At 67.4% G+C, this 16,048-nt stretch carries 16 protein-coding genes; 8 read left to right on the forward strand and 8 right to left on the reverse strand.

Annotated features, from left to right (window positions below):
• The first annotated feature begins 365 nt into the window (after window positions 1–365).
• The 6 genes from AX690_RS04300 to AX690_RS04325 all read left to right on the forward strand — a co-directional run bounded on the left by AX690_RS04300 (window position 366) and on the right by AX690_RS04325 (window position 5,755).
• The gene (locus AX690_RS04300; RefSeq protein WP_066687643.1) at window positions 366–1,022 is read left to right on the forward strand and encodes a hydrolase; all 657 of its coding nucleotides are present in this window, start codon (window positions 366–368) and stop codon (window positions 1,020–1,022) included.
• A gap of 52 nt (window positions 1,023–1,074) precedes the next feature.
• Window positions 1,075–1,332, forward strand: a complete 258-nt coding sequence (locus AX690_RS04305; RefSeq protein ID WP_066687650.1) for a DUF1427 family protein — start codon at window positions 1,075–1,077, stop codon at window positions 1,330–1,332.
• 86 nt (window positions 1,333–1,418) lie between these two features.
• The gene (locus AX690_RS04310) at window positions 1,419–3,278 is read left to right on the forward strand and encodes an amidohydrolase (RefSeq protein WP_066687653.1); all 1,860 of its coding nucleotides are present in this window, start codon (window positions 1,419–1,421) and stop codon (window positions 3,276–3,278) included.
• Between the two features lies 1 nt (window position 3,279).
• Complete coding sequence (locus AX690_RS04315) at window positions 3,280–3,708, forward strand: DoxX family protein (protein WP_197426780.1); 429 nt, start codon at window positions 3,280–3,282, stop codon at window positions 3,706–3,708.
• Window positions 3,705–4,403, forward strand: a complete 699-nt coding sequence (locus AX690_RS04320) for a YoaK family protein (protein ID WP_231732119.1) — start codon at window positions 3,705–3,707, stop codon at window positions 4,401–4,403. Before AX690_RS04315 ends, AX690_RS04320 begins: the two co-directional genes overlap by 4 nt.
• Complete coding sequence (locus AX690_RS04325; protein ID WP_066687663.1) at window positions 4,400–5,755, forward strand: alginate export family protein; 1,356 nt, start codon at window positions 4,400–4,402, stop codon at window positions 5,753–5,755. The genes AX690_RS04320 and AX690_RS04325 overlap by 4 nt, the downstream gene beginning before the upstream one ends.
• A gap of 8 nt (window positions 5,756–5,763) precedes the next feature.
• Here the strand turns inward: AX690_RS04325 and AX690_RS04330 are convergent, their stop codons facing one another.
• Together AX690_RS04330 and AX690_RS04335 are read right to left on the reverse strand one after the other, a co-directional pair.
• Entirely contained in the window at window positions 5,764–6,330 is a 567-nt protein-coding gene (locus AX690_RS04330) for a gluconate 2-dehydrogenase subunit 3 family protein (protein WP_066687668.1), read from the reverse strand.
• On the reverse strand, window positions 6,330–8,069 hold the full coding sequence (locus tag AX690_RS04335; protein ID WP_066687671.1) for a GMC family oxidoreductase: 1,740 nt from the start codon (window positions 8,067–8,069) through the stop codon (window positions 6,330–6,332). The genes AX690_RS04330 and AX690_RS04335 overlap by 1 nt, the downstream gene beginning before the upstream one ends.
• A gap of 176 nt (window positions 8,070–8,245) precedes the next feature.
• Between AX690_RS04335 and AX690_RS04340 the strand changes: the two genes are divergently transcribed.
• Complete coding sequence (locus tag AX690_RS04340; RefSeq protein WP_066687672.1) at window positions 8,246–9,073, forward strand: DUF1080 domain-containing protein; 828 nt, start codon at window positions 8,246–8,248, stop codon at window positions 9,071–9,073.
• Between the two features lie 126 nt (window positions 9,074–9,199).
• On the opposite strand, the gene AX690_RS04345 is transcribed toward AX690_RS04340, so the two are convergent.
• The 5 genes from AX690_RS04345 to AX690_RS04365 form a co-directional block, all read right to left on the reverse strand.
• A complete protein-coding gene (locus AX690_RS04345; protein WP_066687675.1) occupies window positions 9,200–9,562 on the reverse strand; it encodes a cytochrome c family protein in 363 nt (120 codons plus the stop codon).
• 25 nt (window positions 9,563–9,587) lie between these two features.
• Window positions 9,588–10,643 carry a sugar phosphate isomerase/epimerase gene (locus AX690_RS04350; protein WP_066687676.1) on the reverse strand — a complete coding sequence of 352 codons (1,056 nt, stop codon included), beginning with the start codon at window positions 10,641–10,643 and terminating at the stop codon, window positions 9,588–9,590.
• Window positions 10,643–11,773 (reverse strand): Gfo/Idh/MocA family protein, encoded by a 1,131-nt coding sequence (locus AX690_RS04355; protein WP_066687682.1) that lies wholly within the window; start codon window positions 11,771–11,773, stop codon window positions 10,643–10,645. The genes AX690_RS04350 and AX690_RS04355 overlap by 1 nt, the downstream gene beginning before the upstream one ends.
• Window positions 11,773–12,666, reverse strand: a complete 894-nt coding sequence (locus tag AX690_RS04360; RefSeq protein WP_369798171.1) for a sugar phosphate isomerase/epimerase family protein — start codon at window positions 12,664–12,666, stop codon at window positions 11,773–11,775. Before AX690_RS04360 ends, AX690_RS04355 begins: the two co-directional genes overlap by 1 nt.
• Before the next feature lie 93 nt (window positions 12,667–12,759).
• Window positions 12,760–14,007 (reverse strand): MFS transporter, encoded by a 1,248-nt coding sequence (locus AX690_RS04365; protein WP_066687687.1) that lies wholly within the window; start codon window positions 14,005–14,007, stop codon window positions 12,760–12,762.
• Between the two features lie 178 nt (window positions 14,008–14,185).
• Here AX690_RS04365 and AX690_RS04370 point away from each other — a divergent pair, with 178 nt between their 5' ends.
• A complete protein-coding gene (locus AX690_RS04370; protein WP_066687689.1) occupies window positions 14,186–15,193 on the forward strand; it encodes a LacI family DNA-binding transcriptional regulator in 1,008 nt (335 codons plus the stop codon).
• Here AX690_RS04370 and AX690_RS04375 read toward each other — a convergent pair.
• Window positions 15,190–15,966, reverse strand: a complete 777-nt coding sequence (locus AX690_RS04375) for a DUF1080 domain-containing protein (RefSeq protein ID WP_066687692.1) — start codon at window positions 15,964–15,966, stop codon at window positions 15,190–15,192. The genes AX690_RS04370 and AX690_RS04375 overlap by 4 nt on opposite strands.
• Window positions 15,967–16,048: the final 82 nt, after the last annotated feature.

The following is a 16,048-nucleotide window of genomic DNA, read 5'->3' on the forward strand; positions in this document are numbered from 1 at the left end:
GTCAACCCACCCCGACGTCATCAACGCCGACCTGCTGGCCTTCTTCAAGGCGTAGCGAAGCTGAGACCGCCGTCATGTGTCAAGCAGGCCCAACTCGGCCGATAGAGCACGAGCTCGCACGTGACGGCGGTCCTTGGCTCGTGCTGGGGCTCGTCACCGTACGCACGGCCGAGCGCGTCCTCTTTGGGCGATTGGAGACCCGTGTCTTGGATGCGGGTCTTCGGTCCGACAAAGGCATGAATCAGAAATGATGAGTTTCATTCATTTCCATTTATGAACCATGCAGGCCCCGGCACAGTCTCCTCATCAGACACCGACACGGCGGCCCGGGGCACGGTCCGCCAATCTTCAAAAGGACCGAAATCATGACCCTGCAAGCCAAGGCCAATCCGGGCGCGCGCCTCCTGAACCCGACCGATCACACCCTGATCATGATCGACTTCCAGTCGCAGATGGCCTTCGCCACCAAGTCGATCGACGCCAGCCTGCTGCGCACCAACGCCGCCCTGGTCGCCAGCGCGGCCGCCGGTTTCGGCGTCTCCACCATCCTGACCACGGTCGCCGAGAAGAGCTTCTCGGGTCCCATGTTCACCGAGGTCACCGACCCGTTCCCAGGCAAGCGCCTGCTGGACCGCACCTCGATGAACACCTGGGAGGACGCCCCGGTCATCGCCGAGGTCAACGCCATCGGCAAGTCGCGGATCGTCCTGGCTGGCCTCTGGACCTCGGTCTGCATCGTGGGCCCGGCGCTGTCGGCCTTGGAGCAAGGCTACGAGGTGTTCGTGATCACCGACGCCTGCGGCGACGTCTCGAACGAAGCCCACGAGCGCGCCGTCACCCGCATGGTGCAAGCCGGCGCCCAGCCGATGACCTCGCTGCAATACCTGCTGGAACTGCAACGCGACTGGGCCCGCGCCGAGACTTACGAGCTGACGACCGGCGTCGCCAAGAAGTTCGGCGGCGCCTACGGCCTGGGCGTCACCTACGCCAAGGCCATGTTCGGCGCGTCGGAAGGTCACTGACCGCTTCCGGGCGAGGCCTAAGCGCCTCGCCCGCCCTTTCTGGAGCGCCGCGATGAAGCCCTATCTCCTGTCTATCGGCGCCGGCCTTTTGGTAGGCGTCCTCTATTCGCTGATGGGCGTGCGCTCCCCTGCCCCGCCCCCCATCGCCCTGCTGGGTCTGCTCGGCATGCTGCTGGGCGAGCAGGCGGTCCCGATCGCCAAGCGCCTGCTGGCCAAGGCGCCGGTCGCGGCCTATCTGAAGACGCCCGACTGCGCCGGCCGCGTGCTCGGTCCCCACGCCGGCGCCAAGACGCCCGAAGACCAGGCATGACGCCGCTCAATCGCCGACAGGCGCTGGCCCTGGGCGCGGCGCTGCTTCCTAATCCCCGTCTCGCCGATCCTCGGAGGTCCGGTCCCATGTCCGCCCAAGCCGATCTGCTGCTCGTCAATGGCAAGTTCACCACCCTCGACCGGAGCAATCCGCGCGCCGACGCCGCGCTGATCCGCGACGGCAAGTTCGCCGCCGTCGGGGAGGAACGCGAAGTCCGCGCCGCCACCGGTCCCAATCCGACGATCATCGATCTCAAAGGCCGCCGAGTGATCCCGGGCCTGATCGACAGCCACATGCACATCATCCGCGGCGGGCTGAACTACAACATGGAACTGCGCTGGGATGGCGTGCCGACCCTGGCCGACGCCATGGCCATGCTGAAGAGGCAGGCCGCCAACACCCCGCCGCCCCAGTGGGTTCGCGTGGTGGGCGGCTTCACCGAGCACCAGTTCGTCGAGAAGCGCCTGCCGACCTTGGACGAGATCAACGCCGCCGCGCCCGAAACGCCGGTGTTCATCCTGCACCTCTACGACCGCGCCCTGCTGAACCGCGCCGCCCTGCGCGCCGTCGGCTACACCAAGGACACGCCCAACCCGCCGGGCGGCGAGATCCAGCGCGACGCCTCGGGCGAGCCCACCGGCCTGCTGCTGGCCCAGCCGAACGCCACGATCCTCTACGCCACCCTGGCCAAGGGCCCGAAGCTTCCGCCCGAGTATCAGCTGAACTCGACCCGCCACTTCATGCGCGAGATGAACCGCCTGGGCGTGACCGGGGTGATCGACGCCGGCGGCGGTTTCCAGAACTATCCCGATGACTACGAGATCATCGAGAAGCTGCACGCCGACGACCAGCTGACCCTGCGGATCAGCTACAACCTCTTCACCCAGAAGCCGAAGGCCGAGCTGTCCGACTTCCAGAGCTGGTCCAAGCAGGTCAGGCCGGGACAGGGCGACGACAAGTACCGCCATAACGGCGCCGGCGAGATGCTGGTCTACAGCGCCGCCGACTTCGAGGACTTCCGGGTCGAGCGCCCCGAAATGCCGGCCAACATGGAAACCGACCTTGAGCCGGTGATCCGCCACCTGGTCGAGAACCGCTGGCCCTGGCGCCTGCACGCCACCTACGACGAGACCATCAGCCGGGCGCTGGACGTCTACGAGAAGGTCAGCCGCGACATGCCGTTCGACGGCCTGCACTGGTTCTTCGACCACGCCGAGACGATCAGCGACCGCAACATCGACCGGATCGCGGCCTTGGGCGGCGGCATCGCCGTACAGCATCGGATGGCCTATCAGGGCGAGCACTTCATGGAACGCTATGGCGCGAAGGCCGCCGAGACCACGCCCCCGATCAGCAAGATGCTGAAGGCCGGGATCCCGGTCGGCGCCGGCACCGACGCCACCCGCGTCGCCAGCTACAACCCGTGGGTCTCGCTGAACTGGCTGGTCACCGGCAAGACGGTCGGCGGGACGCGCCTCTACCCGTCCGCCAACCGCGTCGACCGCGAGGAGGCCCTGCGCCTGTGGACGACCGCCAACACCTGGTTCTCCAATGAGGAGGGCAAGAAGGGTCAGATCGCCGTCGGCCAGTTGGCCGACCTGGCGGTGCTGTCGGACGATTACCTGACCGTCCCCGAGGATGAGATCCCGCATCTGTCATCGGTTCTGACCCTGCTGGGCGGCAAGGTGGTCCATGGCGAAGGCGATTTCGGCAAGCTGGCGCCAGTTCTGCCGCCGCCGATGCCCGACTGGTCGCCGGTGCGGACCTTCGGCGGCTACCAGGATCGCTCGCGAGGCCACGCGCGGGCCCTGGCCTCGGCCTGCGGATGCGCCAGCAGCTGCAACGTCCACGGCCACGACCACGCCGCGGCCTACGCCCGCGAAACCCCCACGTCCGATGCGCGCTCCTTCTGGGGCGTCATGGGGTGCGGCTGCTGGGCGGTGTGAGGTGGCCCGCTCGCGTGAAACCCCGCGCTGGGTGGCGGTCGTCCTCGACTGGCCGCAGACCGCGCTCCTGGCCCGCCTCGCCTTGGTCAGCGCCTATCTGCTGGGCGCGGTTGTCAAGACGGCCGACTTCCCCGGCGCAGTGACGGAACAGGCTCACTTTGGCATGGCCCCGCCGGCGTTTTGGGCTGTTCTGACCATCGCCGTCGAGATTATCGGGCCGGTGCTGATCCTGAGCCGTCGCTGGCTGTGGCTCGGCGCGGGCATGCTGGGCGTCTTCACCCTGTTGGCGGCGGTCAAGGCCAATGCCTTCTGGGCGATGTCCGCGGGCCAGGACCGCTTCATGGCCATGAACGCCTTCGCCGAGCACATCGGCCTGATCGGCGGCTTTGTCCTGGTCGCGTTGCTGGACCGTCGGGAGCGAGTCGCGTGAGCGCCCAGCGTCCCGTTCGTCTGGCCGGCGTGACCGGCATGAGCATGGCCTTCGTCGGCGGCTATGTGGATGTGATCGGTTTCGTGCTGCTGTTTGGCCTGTTCGTCGCCCACGCCACCGGCAACATCGTCATGCTGGGCGTCGGCCTGGCCGGCGACGCCAGCGGCCTCGCCAGCAAGCTCCTGGCCCTGCCCGTGTTCATCGGAACCGCCGCGGCCGCGTACGCCCTGATCCGCTGGCGCAACGCCAAGGGACAGCCCTGCGAGGTGCTGGTCCTGGCGCTGCAGGCTGTCCTGCTGCTGGTCTTCATGCTGCTGACGGCGCGCGCCCTGCCCGCCGCCGACGCCAATGCGCCTGGGGTCATGCTAGCCGGTCTGGTCGGGGTGGTCGCCATGGCGGTCCAGAACGTCGCCGCCCGCGTCGTCTTCGCCCATCTGGCGCCCACGACCATGATGACGGGGAACGTCACCCAGATCGCGATCGACATCGTCGACCTCGCCGTGACGCGCGGCCGGCCGGACGAGGCGCTGAGGGTCAGGATTCGCAAAACCTGGCCGCCGGTGCTGGCCTTCGCCCTCGGCGCCATGGGCGGCGCGCTCGGTGTGCTGTTCGCGGGGCCTTGGAGCCTGGCTCTGGGCGTCGTGGTGGTCGCCGTGCTGGCGGCGCTGCACGCGCTGCGCGGAAAGCGGTCGTGAAGTTGGTCACGCCTGTCGTGCTGGCCGCGCTGGCGAGCGCTGGCGCTGCTCAAGCGTCCGAGCCGCCCGCCTTCAAGCTCGTGCGGTCAGACGAGGACTATGGCTATCTGCGCAACGCGACCAACCGCACCGGAGTCGATCCGCTGCGGTATGTCCCCCTGGGCGACGACGCCTATCTCAGCTTCGGTGGCGAAGCGCGCCTGCGGGTAGACGCCGCCGACACGCCGCGTTTCGGCCTGGGCGGCGCGCAGGCCGACACCTTCGCACTGGGCCGACTGCTGCTGAGCAGCGACCTGCGCCTGGGCCAGGCCGTTAGGGTCTATGGCGAGCTCGGCCTTCACCGGGACTACGGTAAGAAAGACAAGCCCGCCGCCACCGATCGCGACGGGGTCGACGCCCAGGTGCTGTTCGTCGACGTCACGCCCGCCTCAGGCTGGCGTTTCAGGCTAGGGCGCCAGGAACTCCAGCTGAACCCGACCCAGCGGTTCGTCGCCGTGCGCGAAGCGCCGAACATCCGCCAGAGCTTTGACGGCGCGCGGATCAGCCGGAGCGTCGGTTCGCTCAAGCTGGACGCTTTCTATCTTCAGCCAGTCGTGATCTCGACGGGCGCCTTCGACGACACCCGCAGCCGCACGCAACGCTTCTACGGCCTGTATGCCTCTACGCGCCTATCGCCGCGCCAGACCTTGGACATCTACGCTCTGGGGCTTGAGCGCGACGCCGTCCGCTTCGGGACAGTCAGCGGCGATGAGCGGCGGACCAGTCTCGGCGCGCGGTTCTCAGGCGCTGCTGGCCGAGTCGACTACGAGCTCGAAGGCGTCGCGCAAGGCGGCCGCTTTGCCGGACGCCGCATCCGCGCCTTCGCGGCCTCAGCGGGCGGCGGCTATACGCTGGATCAACCTTGGAGGCCGCGACTGGGCCTACGCCTCGACAAAGGTTCGGGGGATCGTGATCCGAACGACGGCCGTTTGGGGACCTTCAACCCGATGTTCCCGAAGGGCGCCTATTTCGACGAGACCGGCCTCTTCAGCTGGGGCAACCTGGCCGCCCTGCGCGCCAGTCTGGGCGTCGCGCCGTCGAAGGCCGTCAGCGTCGAGGCCAGCTATACGGCCCGCCGGCTATGGACCAGCGCCGACGCGATCTACCTGCAGCCGCTCGTTCCGCTCGCCGCCGCGCGTCCGGGCCAGCCCAAGAACGTCGGCGACGCCGTGCAGCTGGACGCGACCTGGCAAGTGAGCCGCAACGTCAAGCTCCAGGGGCAGCTGGCGCGGCAGGACGCCGGCCCGGCCGTGCGAGCGCTGGGCGGCAAGCCGACCAACCTTGCGGTGCTGTTCGCTCAGTTCCGGTTCTGACCGGGCGGCTAGCGCGTCGCCCAGGCGCGCCCGACCTCGGCCAGCGGGATGCAGCCGTGATAGGCCCCGGGCACCGGGTCGTACTTCAAGGCGATGGTGGCGCCGGGTTCGGACGTGAAGTAGCCGACCGTCACCCAGTCCTCCAGCGCCGCGAAGAAATGCGGCTGGCCGGGGTTCTGGCCCTTGGCGACCGCCGCTTCCTGGTCATAGGCGGTCAGCAGGGCGACCTGCTGCTCCGGCTTCAGCGCCACGAAGACATCGCCGTGCGAAGCGCGAGCGTCAGCGTCCATCCGCGTCAGACCGCCGATCAGCAGGTCCTTCTGGGTCTGGTCGCAATAGTTGGCCAGGGCGCGGTCGATGAACTGCGGCACGCCAGCCTGGCGCGCGCCTGGCGTATCGGTTGTCGGGATGATCAGTTCGGCCACCACGTCGACCAGCCGCGCCTGGTCGCTGGTCAGGGCCGTCGGCGTCCAGCCAAGCGTCGGCGCGGCCGCGGCCGCGCGGCCGGCCCAGCCGGTCGCCGCCGCGCCGACCGTGAGCGCCAGACCCTTGAGAGCGTCGCGTCGGTGCAGCATCACAGATCTCCCCGCTTGCGAGCCTTCACCGCATGGTCGGCCGCCCGCGCCGTCAGCGCCATGTAGGTCAGGGACGGATTCACGCACGAGGCCGAGGTCATGGCCGCGCCGTCCGTCACATAGACGTTCTTGCACTCATGGACCTGATTGTGGGCGTTCAGCACCGAGGTCTTGGGATCGCGACCCATGCGGGCGGTGCCCATCTCGTGGATGCCCAGGCCCGGCGCGAAGCCGCTGTCATAGCCGCGCACGTTCTTAAAGCCCGCCGCCTCGAGCATCTCGGCCGCGGCGTTCTGCATGTCCTTGCGCATGGCCAGCTCGTTCTCGCGCATGGTCACGTTCATGGTCAGGGTCGGCAGGCCGAACTCGTCCTTCAGGTCACGGTTCAGGGTGACGCGATTGTCCTCGTAGGGCAGGATTTCGCCGAAGCCGCCCAAACCCATGCTCCATGGGCCTGGCTGGCTGAGCGCGGCCTTGCGCTCCGCGCCGAAACCGCGCCCAGCTTTCCGGAGGTCGCGCTCCCAGCCCGGACGAGACGCGCCGCCCTGATAGCCGAACCCTCTCAGGTAATCCGACCGCTTGGTCGCGGCGTCGCCGAGGTTGCGGAAACGCGGCACATAGATGCCGTTGGGCCGTCGGCCGGAATAGTACATGTCGGCGAATTCGGGGGCCTCGCCGCTGGCCCCGACGCCCAGATGGTGGTCCATCACGTTGCGGCCCAGTTGGTCGCTGCCGTTGCCGAAACCATTCGGGAAGCGCGAACTGGTCGAATTCATCATGATCCACGCCGAGTTCAGCGCGGAGGCGCAGAGGAACACGACGTCGGCGTAGAACTCTTCGTCCTTGCGGGTCGTCGCGTCCATGATCCGGACCCCGCTGGCCTTGCCGGCCTTCTCGTCATAGATCAGCTCGGTGACGATGGAGTTCGGCCGGATCACCAGGTTGCCGGTGCGCTCAGCGGCGACCAGGCCGCCGGAGTTGGAGCTGTAGTAGCCGCCGAACGGACAGCCCCGGATACACATGTTGCGATACTGACACTTGGTGCGGCCAAGGCTCAGTTGCTCCTCGGTCGGCGCGGTCAGGTGAGCCGTGCGCCCCATGGTGATCCGCCGCTCGGGAAAACGCGCTTCCGACTTGGCCTTGAAGGCCTTCTCGACACAGTTCATCTCCATCGGCGGCTGGTAGACGCCGTCGGGAAGCTGCGGCAGGCCCTCGGCTTGCCCCGAGACGCCGATGAAGCGCTCGACGTGGTCGTACCAGGGCGCGAGGTCCTCGTAGCGGATCGGCCAGTCGACCGCGATGCCTTCGCGGGCGTTGGCCTCGAAGTCGATCGGACTGTGGCGATAGCTCTGCCGCCCCCAGGTCAGCGAGCGTCCTCCGACATGATAGCCGCGAATCCAGTCGAACCGGTTGGTCTCGGTATAGGGATTGGTGTCGTCGCGGACGAAGAAGTGCTGGGTGTACTCCGTCATGGTGTAGCCCGTGCGCCGCTGCACCTTGTAGCGCTCGGCCAGCTCATCTGGCGGCAACTGCCCTTGCGGGTACTTGGTCTGCCAGGGATCGAGGGTGGCGGTCGGATAGTCCTCGAGGTGACGCACCATGCGTCCGCGCTCCAGCACGAGAACCTTGAGGCCTTTTTCCGTGAGTTCCTTGGCGGCGATGCCGCCGGTGATTCCGCTGCCTACCACGATGGCGTCGTAGGTGTTCTTACGACGCGCGCGACCGTTCAGGTTGGCCATGTTCGCTCCCTTTGCGGTCCGCTCGCCAGACCGCGCCGGCATGCTTTACGCAACGCGACGCCAACCCTGGATGGAACCCATCATTCTTGCCTGGAGGCTTCCATGAAATGGGTTACATTGCAAGAAAGCTCGACATTCGATCGCGAAAAGTGGGCGTCCGGGAGGAAGAAAGCACCATGACCATCTTGTCCGCCAAGGCGCGGGGCGCCGGCTTGGCCGCGCTCGCGCTCGGTCTGGTTGCGACCGCCACCCCGGCGTTCTCTCAGGACTTCAAGGCCGGGCCCTGGAGGCCCCTGTTCGACGGCAAGAGCCTGGACGGGTGGACCCCCAAGATCGCCAAGCATCCGATGGGCGAAAACTACCAGCAGACCTTCGTCGTCGATCACGGCGCGATCCGGGTTTCCTACGCCGGCTACAAGACCATGGACGGGCAGTTCGGCCACCTCTTTTACAAGGCGCCGTTCAAGGCCTACCGCCTCCGCCTGACCTACCGATTCCTGACCGACGGCGCCCTGCCGGACACGCCCGCCTGGGCGCGCAGCAACAGCGGGATCATGTTCCATAGCCAGAGTCCCGAGAGCATGACGGTCAACCAGTCGTTCCCGGTCTCGGTGGAGTTCCAGTTGTTGGGCAAGGATGGCGACGGGCGCCGAGCGACCGCCGCGGTCTGCACGCCAGGCGTCACCATCACCATCGACGGCCAGAAGGTGAAGGAACACTGCACCCCGTCCGCCAAGGCGCCGACGATTCCGGACGGAACCTGGGTCAAGGCCGAGCTGGAAGTACGGCCGAACGGCGAGGTGTTCGAAAAGATCGACGGCGTCGTGGTTCACCACTACGCGGACATCACCCTGGATCCGGACGACACGGTGGCCGACGGCGCCAAGCCGTACATCCTCGCCCGCGGCGCACAGCGGGTGACCGAAGGCTACATCGCCCTGCAGAGCGAGGGCCATCCGATCGAGTTCAAGGACATCGAGATCCAGGAGCTGACGGCGCGCTAGCGCCTGTCAGCTTCAAATGGAATCATTTGAAGCTGACAAACGGGCCCTGATTCAAATATTTAGAGCGTGATAGTCGCCGAAACCGCGCACACTCTCGGCTCACGCTCTAAGGCGCCGTCAGGAACCTCACTTCTTCACAGTCCCCAGGTACTGGATCACCGCCGCGCGCTCTTCGGGGTTCGGCGCGCCCAGCAGCATCTTGGTGCCTGGCACCAGCTTGTTTGGCGCCTTGACGAAGGCGTCCAGCCGGTCAGGCGTCCAGGTGAGACCCGAGGCCTTCATGGCGCTGCTGTAGGCGTAGCCCGGCGCGGTCCCGGCTTTTCTACCGACCACGCCGGCCAAGGGCGGCCCCATTTTGCCGGGGGCTGGCTGCAGCGAGTGGCAGACCGTGCAGCGCTGCTGGAACACCTGCTCGCCAGTGGGGGGCGCGGCGGCCGCGCTGGAGGCCAGGCCCGAGACAATGGCGGCGAAGGTAAGCTGGAACTTCATCGAATACTCCGTCGGGTCGGGCGGATTAGAGGCCAAGCAGGCGGCGATTGCGACCAGGATCCGAAGCGCCGCCGGCGAAATCGTCGAACGCCTTGTCGGTCACCTGGATAATGTGGTCGCGGATGAACGGCGCGCCTTCGCGAGCGCCCTGCTCGGGATGCTTCAATGCGCACTCCCACTCCAACACCGCCCAGCCGTCGTAGTCGTACTGGGCCAGCCTCGAGAAAATGGCTCGGAAGTCCACCTGGCCATCGCCCAGCGAGCGGAAACGTCCCGGCCGGTCTACCCAGCCCAAGTAGCCGCCATAGACGCCGGCCCGGGCCGAGGGCCGAAACTCGGCGTCCTTGACGTGGAACGCCTTGATGCGCTCGTGGTAGCGGTCGATGTAGCCCAGATAGTCCAGCTGCTGCAGGACGAGATGGCTGGGATCGTACAGGATGTTGGCGCGCGGATGGCCGCCCACTTCGTCCAGAAAGCGCTCGAAGGTCGCGCCGTCATGTAGGTCCTCGCCCGGATGGATCTCGTAACAGGCGTCGACGCCGTTCTCCTCGAAGACGTCCAGGATCGGCTTCCAGCGCCGACCGAGCTCGGCGAAGGCCTCCTCGACCAGGCCCGCAGGACGCTGCGGCCACGGATAGAAATAGGGCCAGGCCAGCGCGCCCGAAAACGTGGCGTGAGCCTTTAGTCCGAGGCGTCGGCTGGCCACGGCCGCGGCCTTGACCTGCCCGACCGCCCATTCCTGACGCTCCTTGGGCTTGCCGCGCAGCTGGGGCGGCGCAAAGCCGTCGAACAGCTCGTCATAGGCCGGATGCACGGCGACCAACTGGCCCTGCAGGTGGGTCGAGAGTTCGGTGATCCGCAGGCCATGGTCGGCCAGCAGGCCGGCGATGTCGTCGCAATAGGCCTGGCTCTCGGCGGCGCGCGCCAGATCGAAGAACGAGTCGGCCCCGCCGGTCGGCATCTGCACGCCGACATAGCCGAGGTCGGCGACCCACTTGGCCATGGTCTCCAGCTTGTCGAACGGCGGCTTGTCGCCGATGAACTGGGCTAGGAAGATGCCGGGTCCCTTGAGCGTCTTCATCAAACGTCTCCTTCCAGGCTCACCCAGCCGGCGTCCTCGCGGCTGGCGGACACGGCCCGCTCGACGAAGGCCATGCCGCGCACGCCCTCGGCGATATCGGGAACCAACGCCCCCTCCCCGCCCTCGATGGCGTCGGCGAAATCGCGATAGATGTTGGCGAAGGCCTCGATGAAGCCCTCCGGATGGCCAGTCGGCAGGCGGGTGACCGAGCGAGCCGCTGCGCTGAGATAGGGCGAGCCCGCGTGCAGCACCTGGCTGGGGCCGTCCAGCCAGTCCAGGGTCAGAACGTTCGGATCCTCGTGAGACCAGGTCACGCCACCCTTCTCGCCATAGACACAGAGCTTCAGGCCGTTGCGAGCGCCGGCGCTGATCTGCGAGGCGATCAGCACGCCCCGTGCGCCGTTGCCGAAGCGCAGCAGGACGTTGCAATCGTCGTCCAGGGCGCGTCCCGGCACCACCGTGGCGACATCGGCGCAAAGCCGCTCGACCCGCTGGCCGGTCACGAACTCGGCGATGTTGAAGGCGTGGACGCCGATGTCGCCGATGCAGCCGCCGACGCCAGACTGGGTCGGATCAACCCGCCAGGTGGCTTGCTTGTTGTCGGCGTCGCGCTCCAGCGGCTTGGACAGCCAGCCTTGCGAATACTCGACCACCACCTTGCGGATCGCCCCGAGGTCGCCCCGGGCCACGATCTCGCGCGCCTCGCGGACCATCGGATAGCCGGTGTAGGTGTAGGTCAGGCCGTAGCGCTTGCCCGACGCCGCGACGATCGCGGCCAGTTCCCTGGCTTCCGCGAGGTTCAGGGTGGCCGGCTTATCGCTGATCACGTTCAAGCCGCCGCGCAACGCCGCCGCGGAGACGTCGAAGTGCAGATGGTTTGGCGTCACGACGGACACCAATTGGACGCCATCGGCGCGGGTGCGCTCGGTGGCGATCATCGTGTGGTGATCCGGATAGACCCGGTCCGGCGCGACGCCCCAGGCCGCGGCGGCCCGCGCGTTCTTGGCCGGATCGCGGCTGAACACCCCGGCGATGAGGCGGATGCGTCCGTCAAGCTCGGCGGCCATCCGGTGCACCGGACCGATGAACGAGCCGGGCCCGCCCCCGACCATGGCCATCCGCAGGCTCATCAGGCGACCACCTTGGCCAGATAGTCGAAGCTGATCTTAGCCGACGCAAGGCGGGTCCCCGTGAACGGCGGCTCCTGCTCGTAAAAGAACCCGCGCACGCCGGCCTCATAGGCGGCGGGCAGGAGCTTGGGCCAATTGATCATGCCGGAACCGACCTCGGTCGGATCCTGGCGGAGCTCGAAGTTCGGCTTCGTGTTCGGCTTGATGTCCTTGACGTGCATATGGGTGAAGCGGCCGGCATGCGCCTTCAGCATGGCGAAGGGGTCGTGACCAGCGGCCGTCACCCAGCCCGCGTCCATCTCGAACGAGACCAGGCTCGGGTCCGTGCCCTTCAGCAGGATGTCCATGCCGGTGGTGTCGCCCCCCTTGGCGTCCTTAAGCGGCGCGAGTTCGAAATTGTGGTTATGGTAGCCGGTGGCGATGCCAGCCTTCTTCAGGACGACCGCCTTCTCGTTCATGAAGTCGGCGTTCCACTTCCAGTCGTCGGCGGTCATCTGGTTTCCGGCCTGACGCAGGTCCGCCCCCGTGAAGCGGTCCGGGATGTAGAGGATCGGCATGATCGCTGTCTTCACGCCGATCACATGCAGGTCGTCGGCCAACTTCCCGAGATCGCCGCTGAAGGTGGCGCCAGCGCCCTTGGGCTGAACGTGAGCGCTGGTGCAAGCAAGACCCGCGCGATCAAAGGCGGCGCGCAGCTCGGCCGGCGTGCGCCCCAGATAGCCGGCCAGCTCCACGGTCTTGAAGCCGATCTTGGAGACCGTCGCCAGCTGGGCGTCGAGCTCCTTCGCGAGATCCGGACCCAGGCTGTAGAGCTGGATGCCCAGCGGCAGCTTGCGGCGCTGGAAGAAGTTGGCCTCAGCCGCGCTGGCGGCGCCCGCCCAGGCTGCGGCCATGGCCGCCCCGCCGGCGGCGAGGAGCCCGCGTCGAGAAAGGGGGGCGGCTCGGGTTTCGTTGGAAATCGTGCGCACGAGGCTTTCCTTTCAGGTTCAAGGCTGGGCCGGGCTGGCGGCGCCCACGGGGTCTTCGGCCTGGCTTTCGGCGACCGGGCCGCGCGACGGCGGGCGGAAGAAGACCGCCATCAGCAGCACGGCGACGAGCGCCATGCCGGTCGGAACCAGGAACAGGCTCGTATAGTCGACGGTCCCGTCGGTGGTGAGACGGCTGATCAGTTCCGGGAACAGGAAGCTGGCCGCGACATTGCCAACCCCAAGGATCAGGAGATTGAACAGGCCCTGGGCGCTCGAACGGACGTCCTTGGGGAACACCGCGTCGACGAAGATGTAGACCGTGGCGAAGAAGAACGCGTAGCAGATCCCGTGCAGCAGCTGGACGGCGACAATCACCGGAATGCTGTCGGCGAAGAAGGCGAAGACGGCGAAGCGCGCGGCGTGGCCTAGGACGCCGATGATCATGGTGATCTTCCAGCCCAGCCGCGCCAGGACGCGGCCCAGGAAGAACATGGTCAGGATCTCGGCTACCTGGCCCAGGCTCAGCACGACCATCGACAGATTGCCCGCGATGCCTACCCGATTGGTCAGGAAGGCGTCGGCCATCACGAAGTAGCCGTTGTGGATCACGGAATCGATGAAGGTGACGATGAACAGCACCAGCACGAACGGCGCGCCCAAGAGCTTGAACGCCCGTCGCCAGGCCAGCTTGTCGACGCCCGCCTCATCCTTGCGCGGCGGCGTGTGCGGCAGGGTCAGCGAATAGGCGGCGAAGGCGAAGGACAGGATCGCGGCGACCAGGAAGATCCAGCGGGTCTGCTCAACCGTGGCCTGCGCGCCCAGCAGGAAGACGAAGGGCCAGCTGACCAGCACCCACCCGACCGTGCCGCCCATCCGCACCGCGCCGAACTCGCCGGCCGGGTCTTTCAGATTGGCGAAGGCGATCGAGTTGGTGACCGACAGGGTCGGCACGTAGACCAGGCTGAAGATCAGGTAGCAGGCGAAGAACGGCCAGAAGCTGGTCGAGAACGCCGTGCCGACCAGGGCTAGGCCGCCGATCAGATGGCTAGCGGCCAGGAAACGCTCCGCCGAGAAGTTGCGATCGGCGAACTGGTTGGAGAAGAAGATTCCGACCAAGGCGGCGACGCCCCAGGCGCTGCCGACCAATGACTGCTGCCACGGCGCGAAACCCAGCATGCCCATGTACGGGAAGATCTTCGGCGCCCAGGCGCCCCAGATCGCCAGTTGCAGCACCATCATCAGGAAGAGCCGGAAGCTCGTCTTCATGGTCCTGGCCCTCCCCGACCAGCTTGGGCGGCGTTTCGAGCCCTTATGGCTCCGCTCGCTCCGATGTAATCGAAATCATCGATAACAGGGGTCGGGCGAACCGGCAACCAGCTCACGGTGAGTTCACCGCTCCAGCTTCGCCTTGCCAAGGAAGGGAGCAGTCGCCAGTGTCGCCGCGATGGCGACCATTCAAGATGTTGCGCGGGCCGCGGGCGTGTCGACGGCGACGGTCTCGCGGGTGTTCAGCGCTCCCGAGCTGGTGATCGAGGCGACGCGCCAGAAGGTCATGGCCGCGGTGGCCCAGCTTGGCTACGAGCCCAACTTCGCCGCCAAGAGCCTGCGCACCCTGCGGACCGAGAAGATCCTGGTCACGGTGCCGGACATCTCCAATCCGTTCTTCTCGCAGGTCATCCGAGGCGTCGAGGAAGCCGCCCTCGCCGCCGGCTACTCGGTGCTTCTGGGCGACACGCGCCACGAAGAGGCGCGCGAGGAACAATACGCGGCCATGTTCCGCCGCAAGGAGGCCGACGGCCTGATCTTCCTCGGCCACCGCCTGCCCGACGCCCTGGCCGAGATGGTCGCCGCCAAGGGCGTGAAGACTCCGATCGTCAATGGCTGCGAGTTCCGGCCTGGCCTCGCCGTCTCCAGCGCGCACATCGACAACGAAGGCGCCGCCGCCGAGGTCATGGAGCATCTCTATGGCCTCGGGCACATCCGCATCGGGGTCGTGACCGGGCCGCTGGCCAGCCCGATCAGCAGCGACCGCCTCTCGGGCGTTCTGGCCGCGGCCCAGCGGCGCGGTCGCGCCAGCGCGCTGCGCATCTCGATCGGCGACTTCTCGATCGAGTCGGGCGTGCGCCAGGCCGGAGAGCTGCTGGACGAGCCGGGGCGGCCGACCGCGATCTTCTGCTTCAGCGACGAGATGGCGATGGGGGCCTTGGAAGCGATCCGGAGACGCGGCCTCGTTTGCCCGCGCGACGTCTCGCTGGTCGGCTTCGACGACATCCGCTTCGCGCGTCATCTCGACCCGCAGTTGACCACGGTCAGCCAGCCGATGGAGCAGATCGGGCACGAGGTCGTGCGGCTCCTGCTCGACATCCTGGCGGGGCGGGCGACGACGCTGCAAAACGTGACCCTGCCGCACGAGCTGGTCGTGCGGGCCAGCACGGCGCCGCCAGCCGCCTAGGGTCTAGGCGGAAGCTCCCGCACCCAGATGTTACGGAAGCCGATCGGCTTGCTGGGGTCGCCATGGGCCTGCAGCTTGATCGGCGCGGGACCGTGCGCCTTGTAGGACGGCTTGCCGATATAGACCGTCTCGCCCGCCAGGACGGCGTTGTCCTGCACCAGGACCCCGTTGTGCAGCACCGTGACGGTCGCCGGCGAAGCTAGCGTCCCCGCGGCGGTGAAGCGCGGGGCGCGCCAGACGATGTCATAGGTCTGCCACTCGCCGGGCTTGCGGCTGGCGTTCACCAGAGGCGCATGCTGCTTGTAGACGCTGCCGGCCTGGCCGTTCACGTAGGTCTCGTTGCCGAAGGAGTCGAGGATCTGAACCTCGTAGCCCGCGTCCCGTGGCCCGGTGGACGCCAGGAAGACGCCGCTGTTGCCCCGCCCCTGCCCGGTTCCGTCGATGTCGGCCGGGATCCGCCATTCCAGGTGCAGCTGGTAGTCCTGGAAGGCGCGCCGGGTCTCGATATTGCCTTTGGACTTATCGACCGTGATGACGCCGTCGACCACGGTCCAGGCCGCCGGGGACTTGTCCTGGCTCGAGACCCATTGCTCGAGGCTCCCGCCGTCGAACAGGACAATCGCGTCTGACGGCGCGCCTCCGGCGGCGGAGGCCGGCGTGACGATCGCCGGCTTCGGGCTCCAGACCTCGGTGTCCTCGGGACGGGACTGGGCCAGCGCCGAGGACGCGGCGAGGCTCGCCAGACAGACAGCGCTCTGGAGAATTCGGGTCATGGCGCGGGTCCTCCGACTGTCCCAGCGAAGCGATGGTCGCGGCCGGCCGCGACTCCACCGCGCGTAGCGGATATGATCCCGA

Origin of the sequence: Caulobacter sp. CCH9-E1 (assembly GCF_001556515.1) — a bacterium.
GTDB lineage: Bacteria > Pseudomonadota > Alphaproteobacteria > Caulobacterales > Caulobacteraceae > Caulobacter.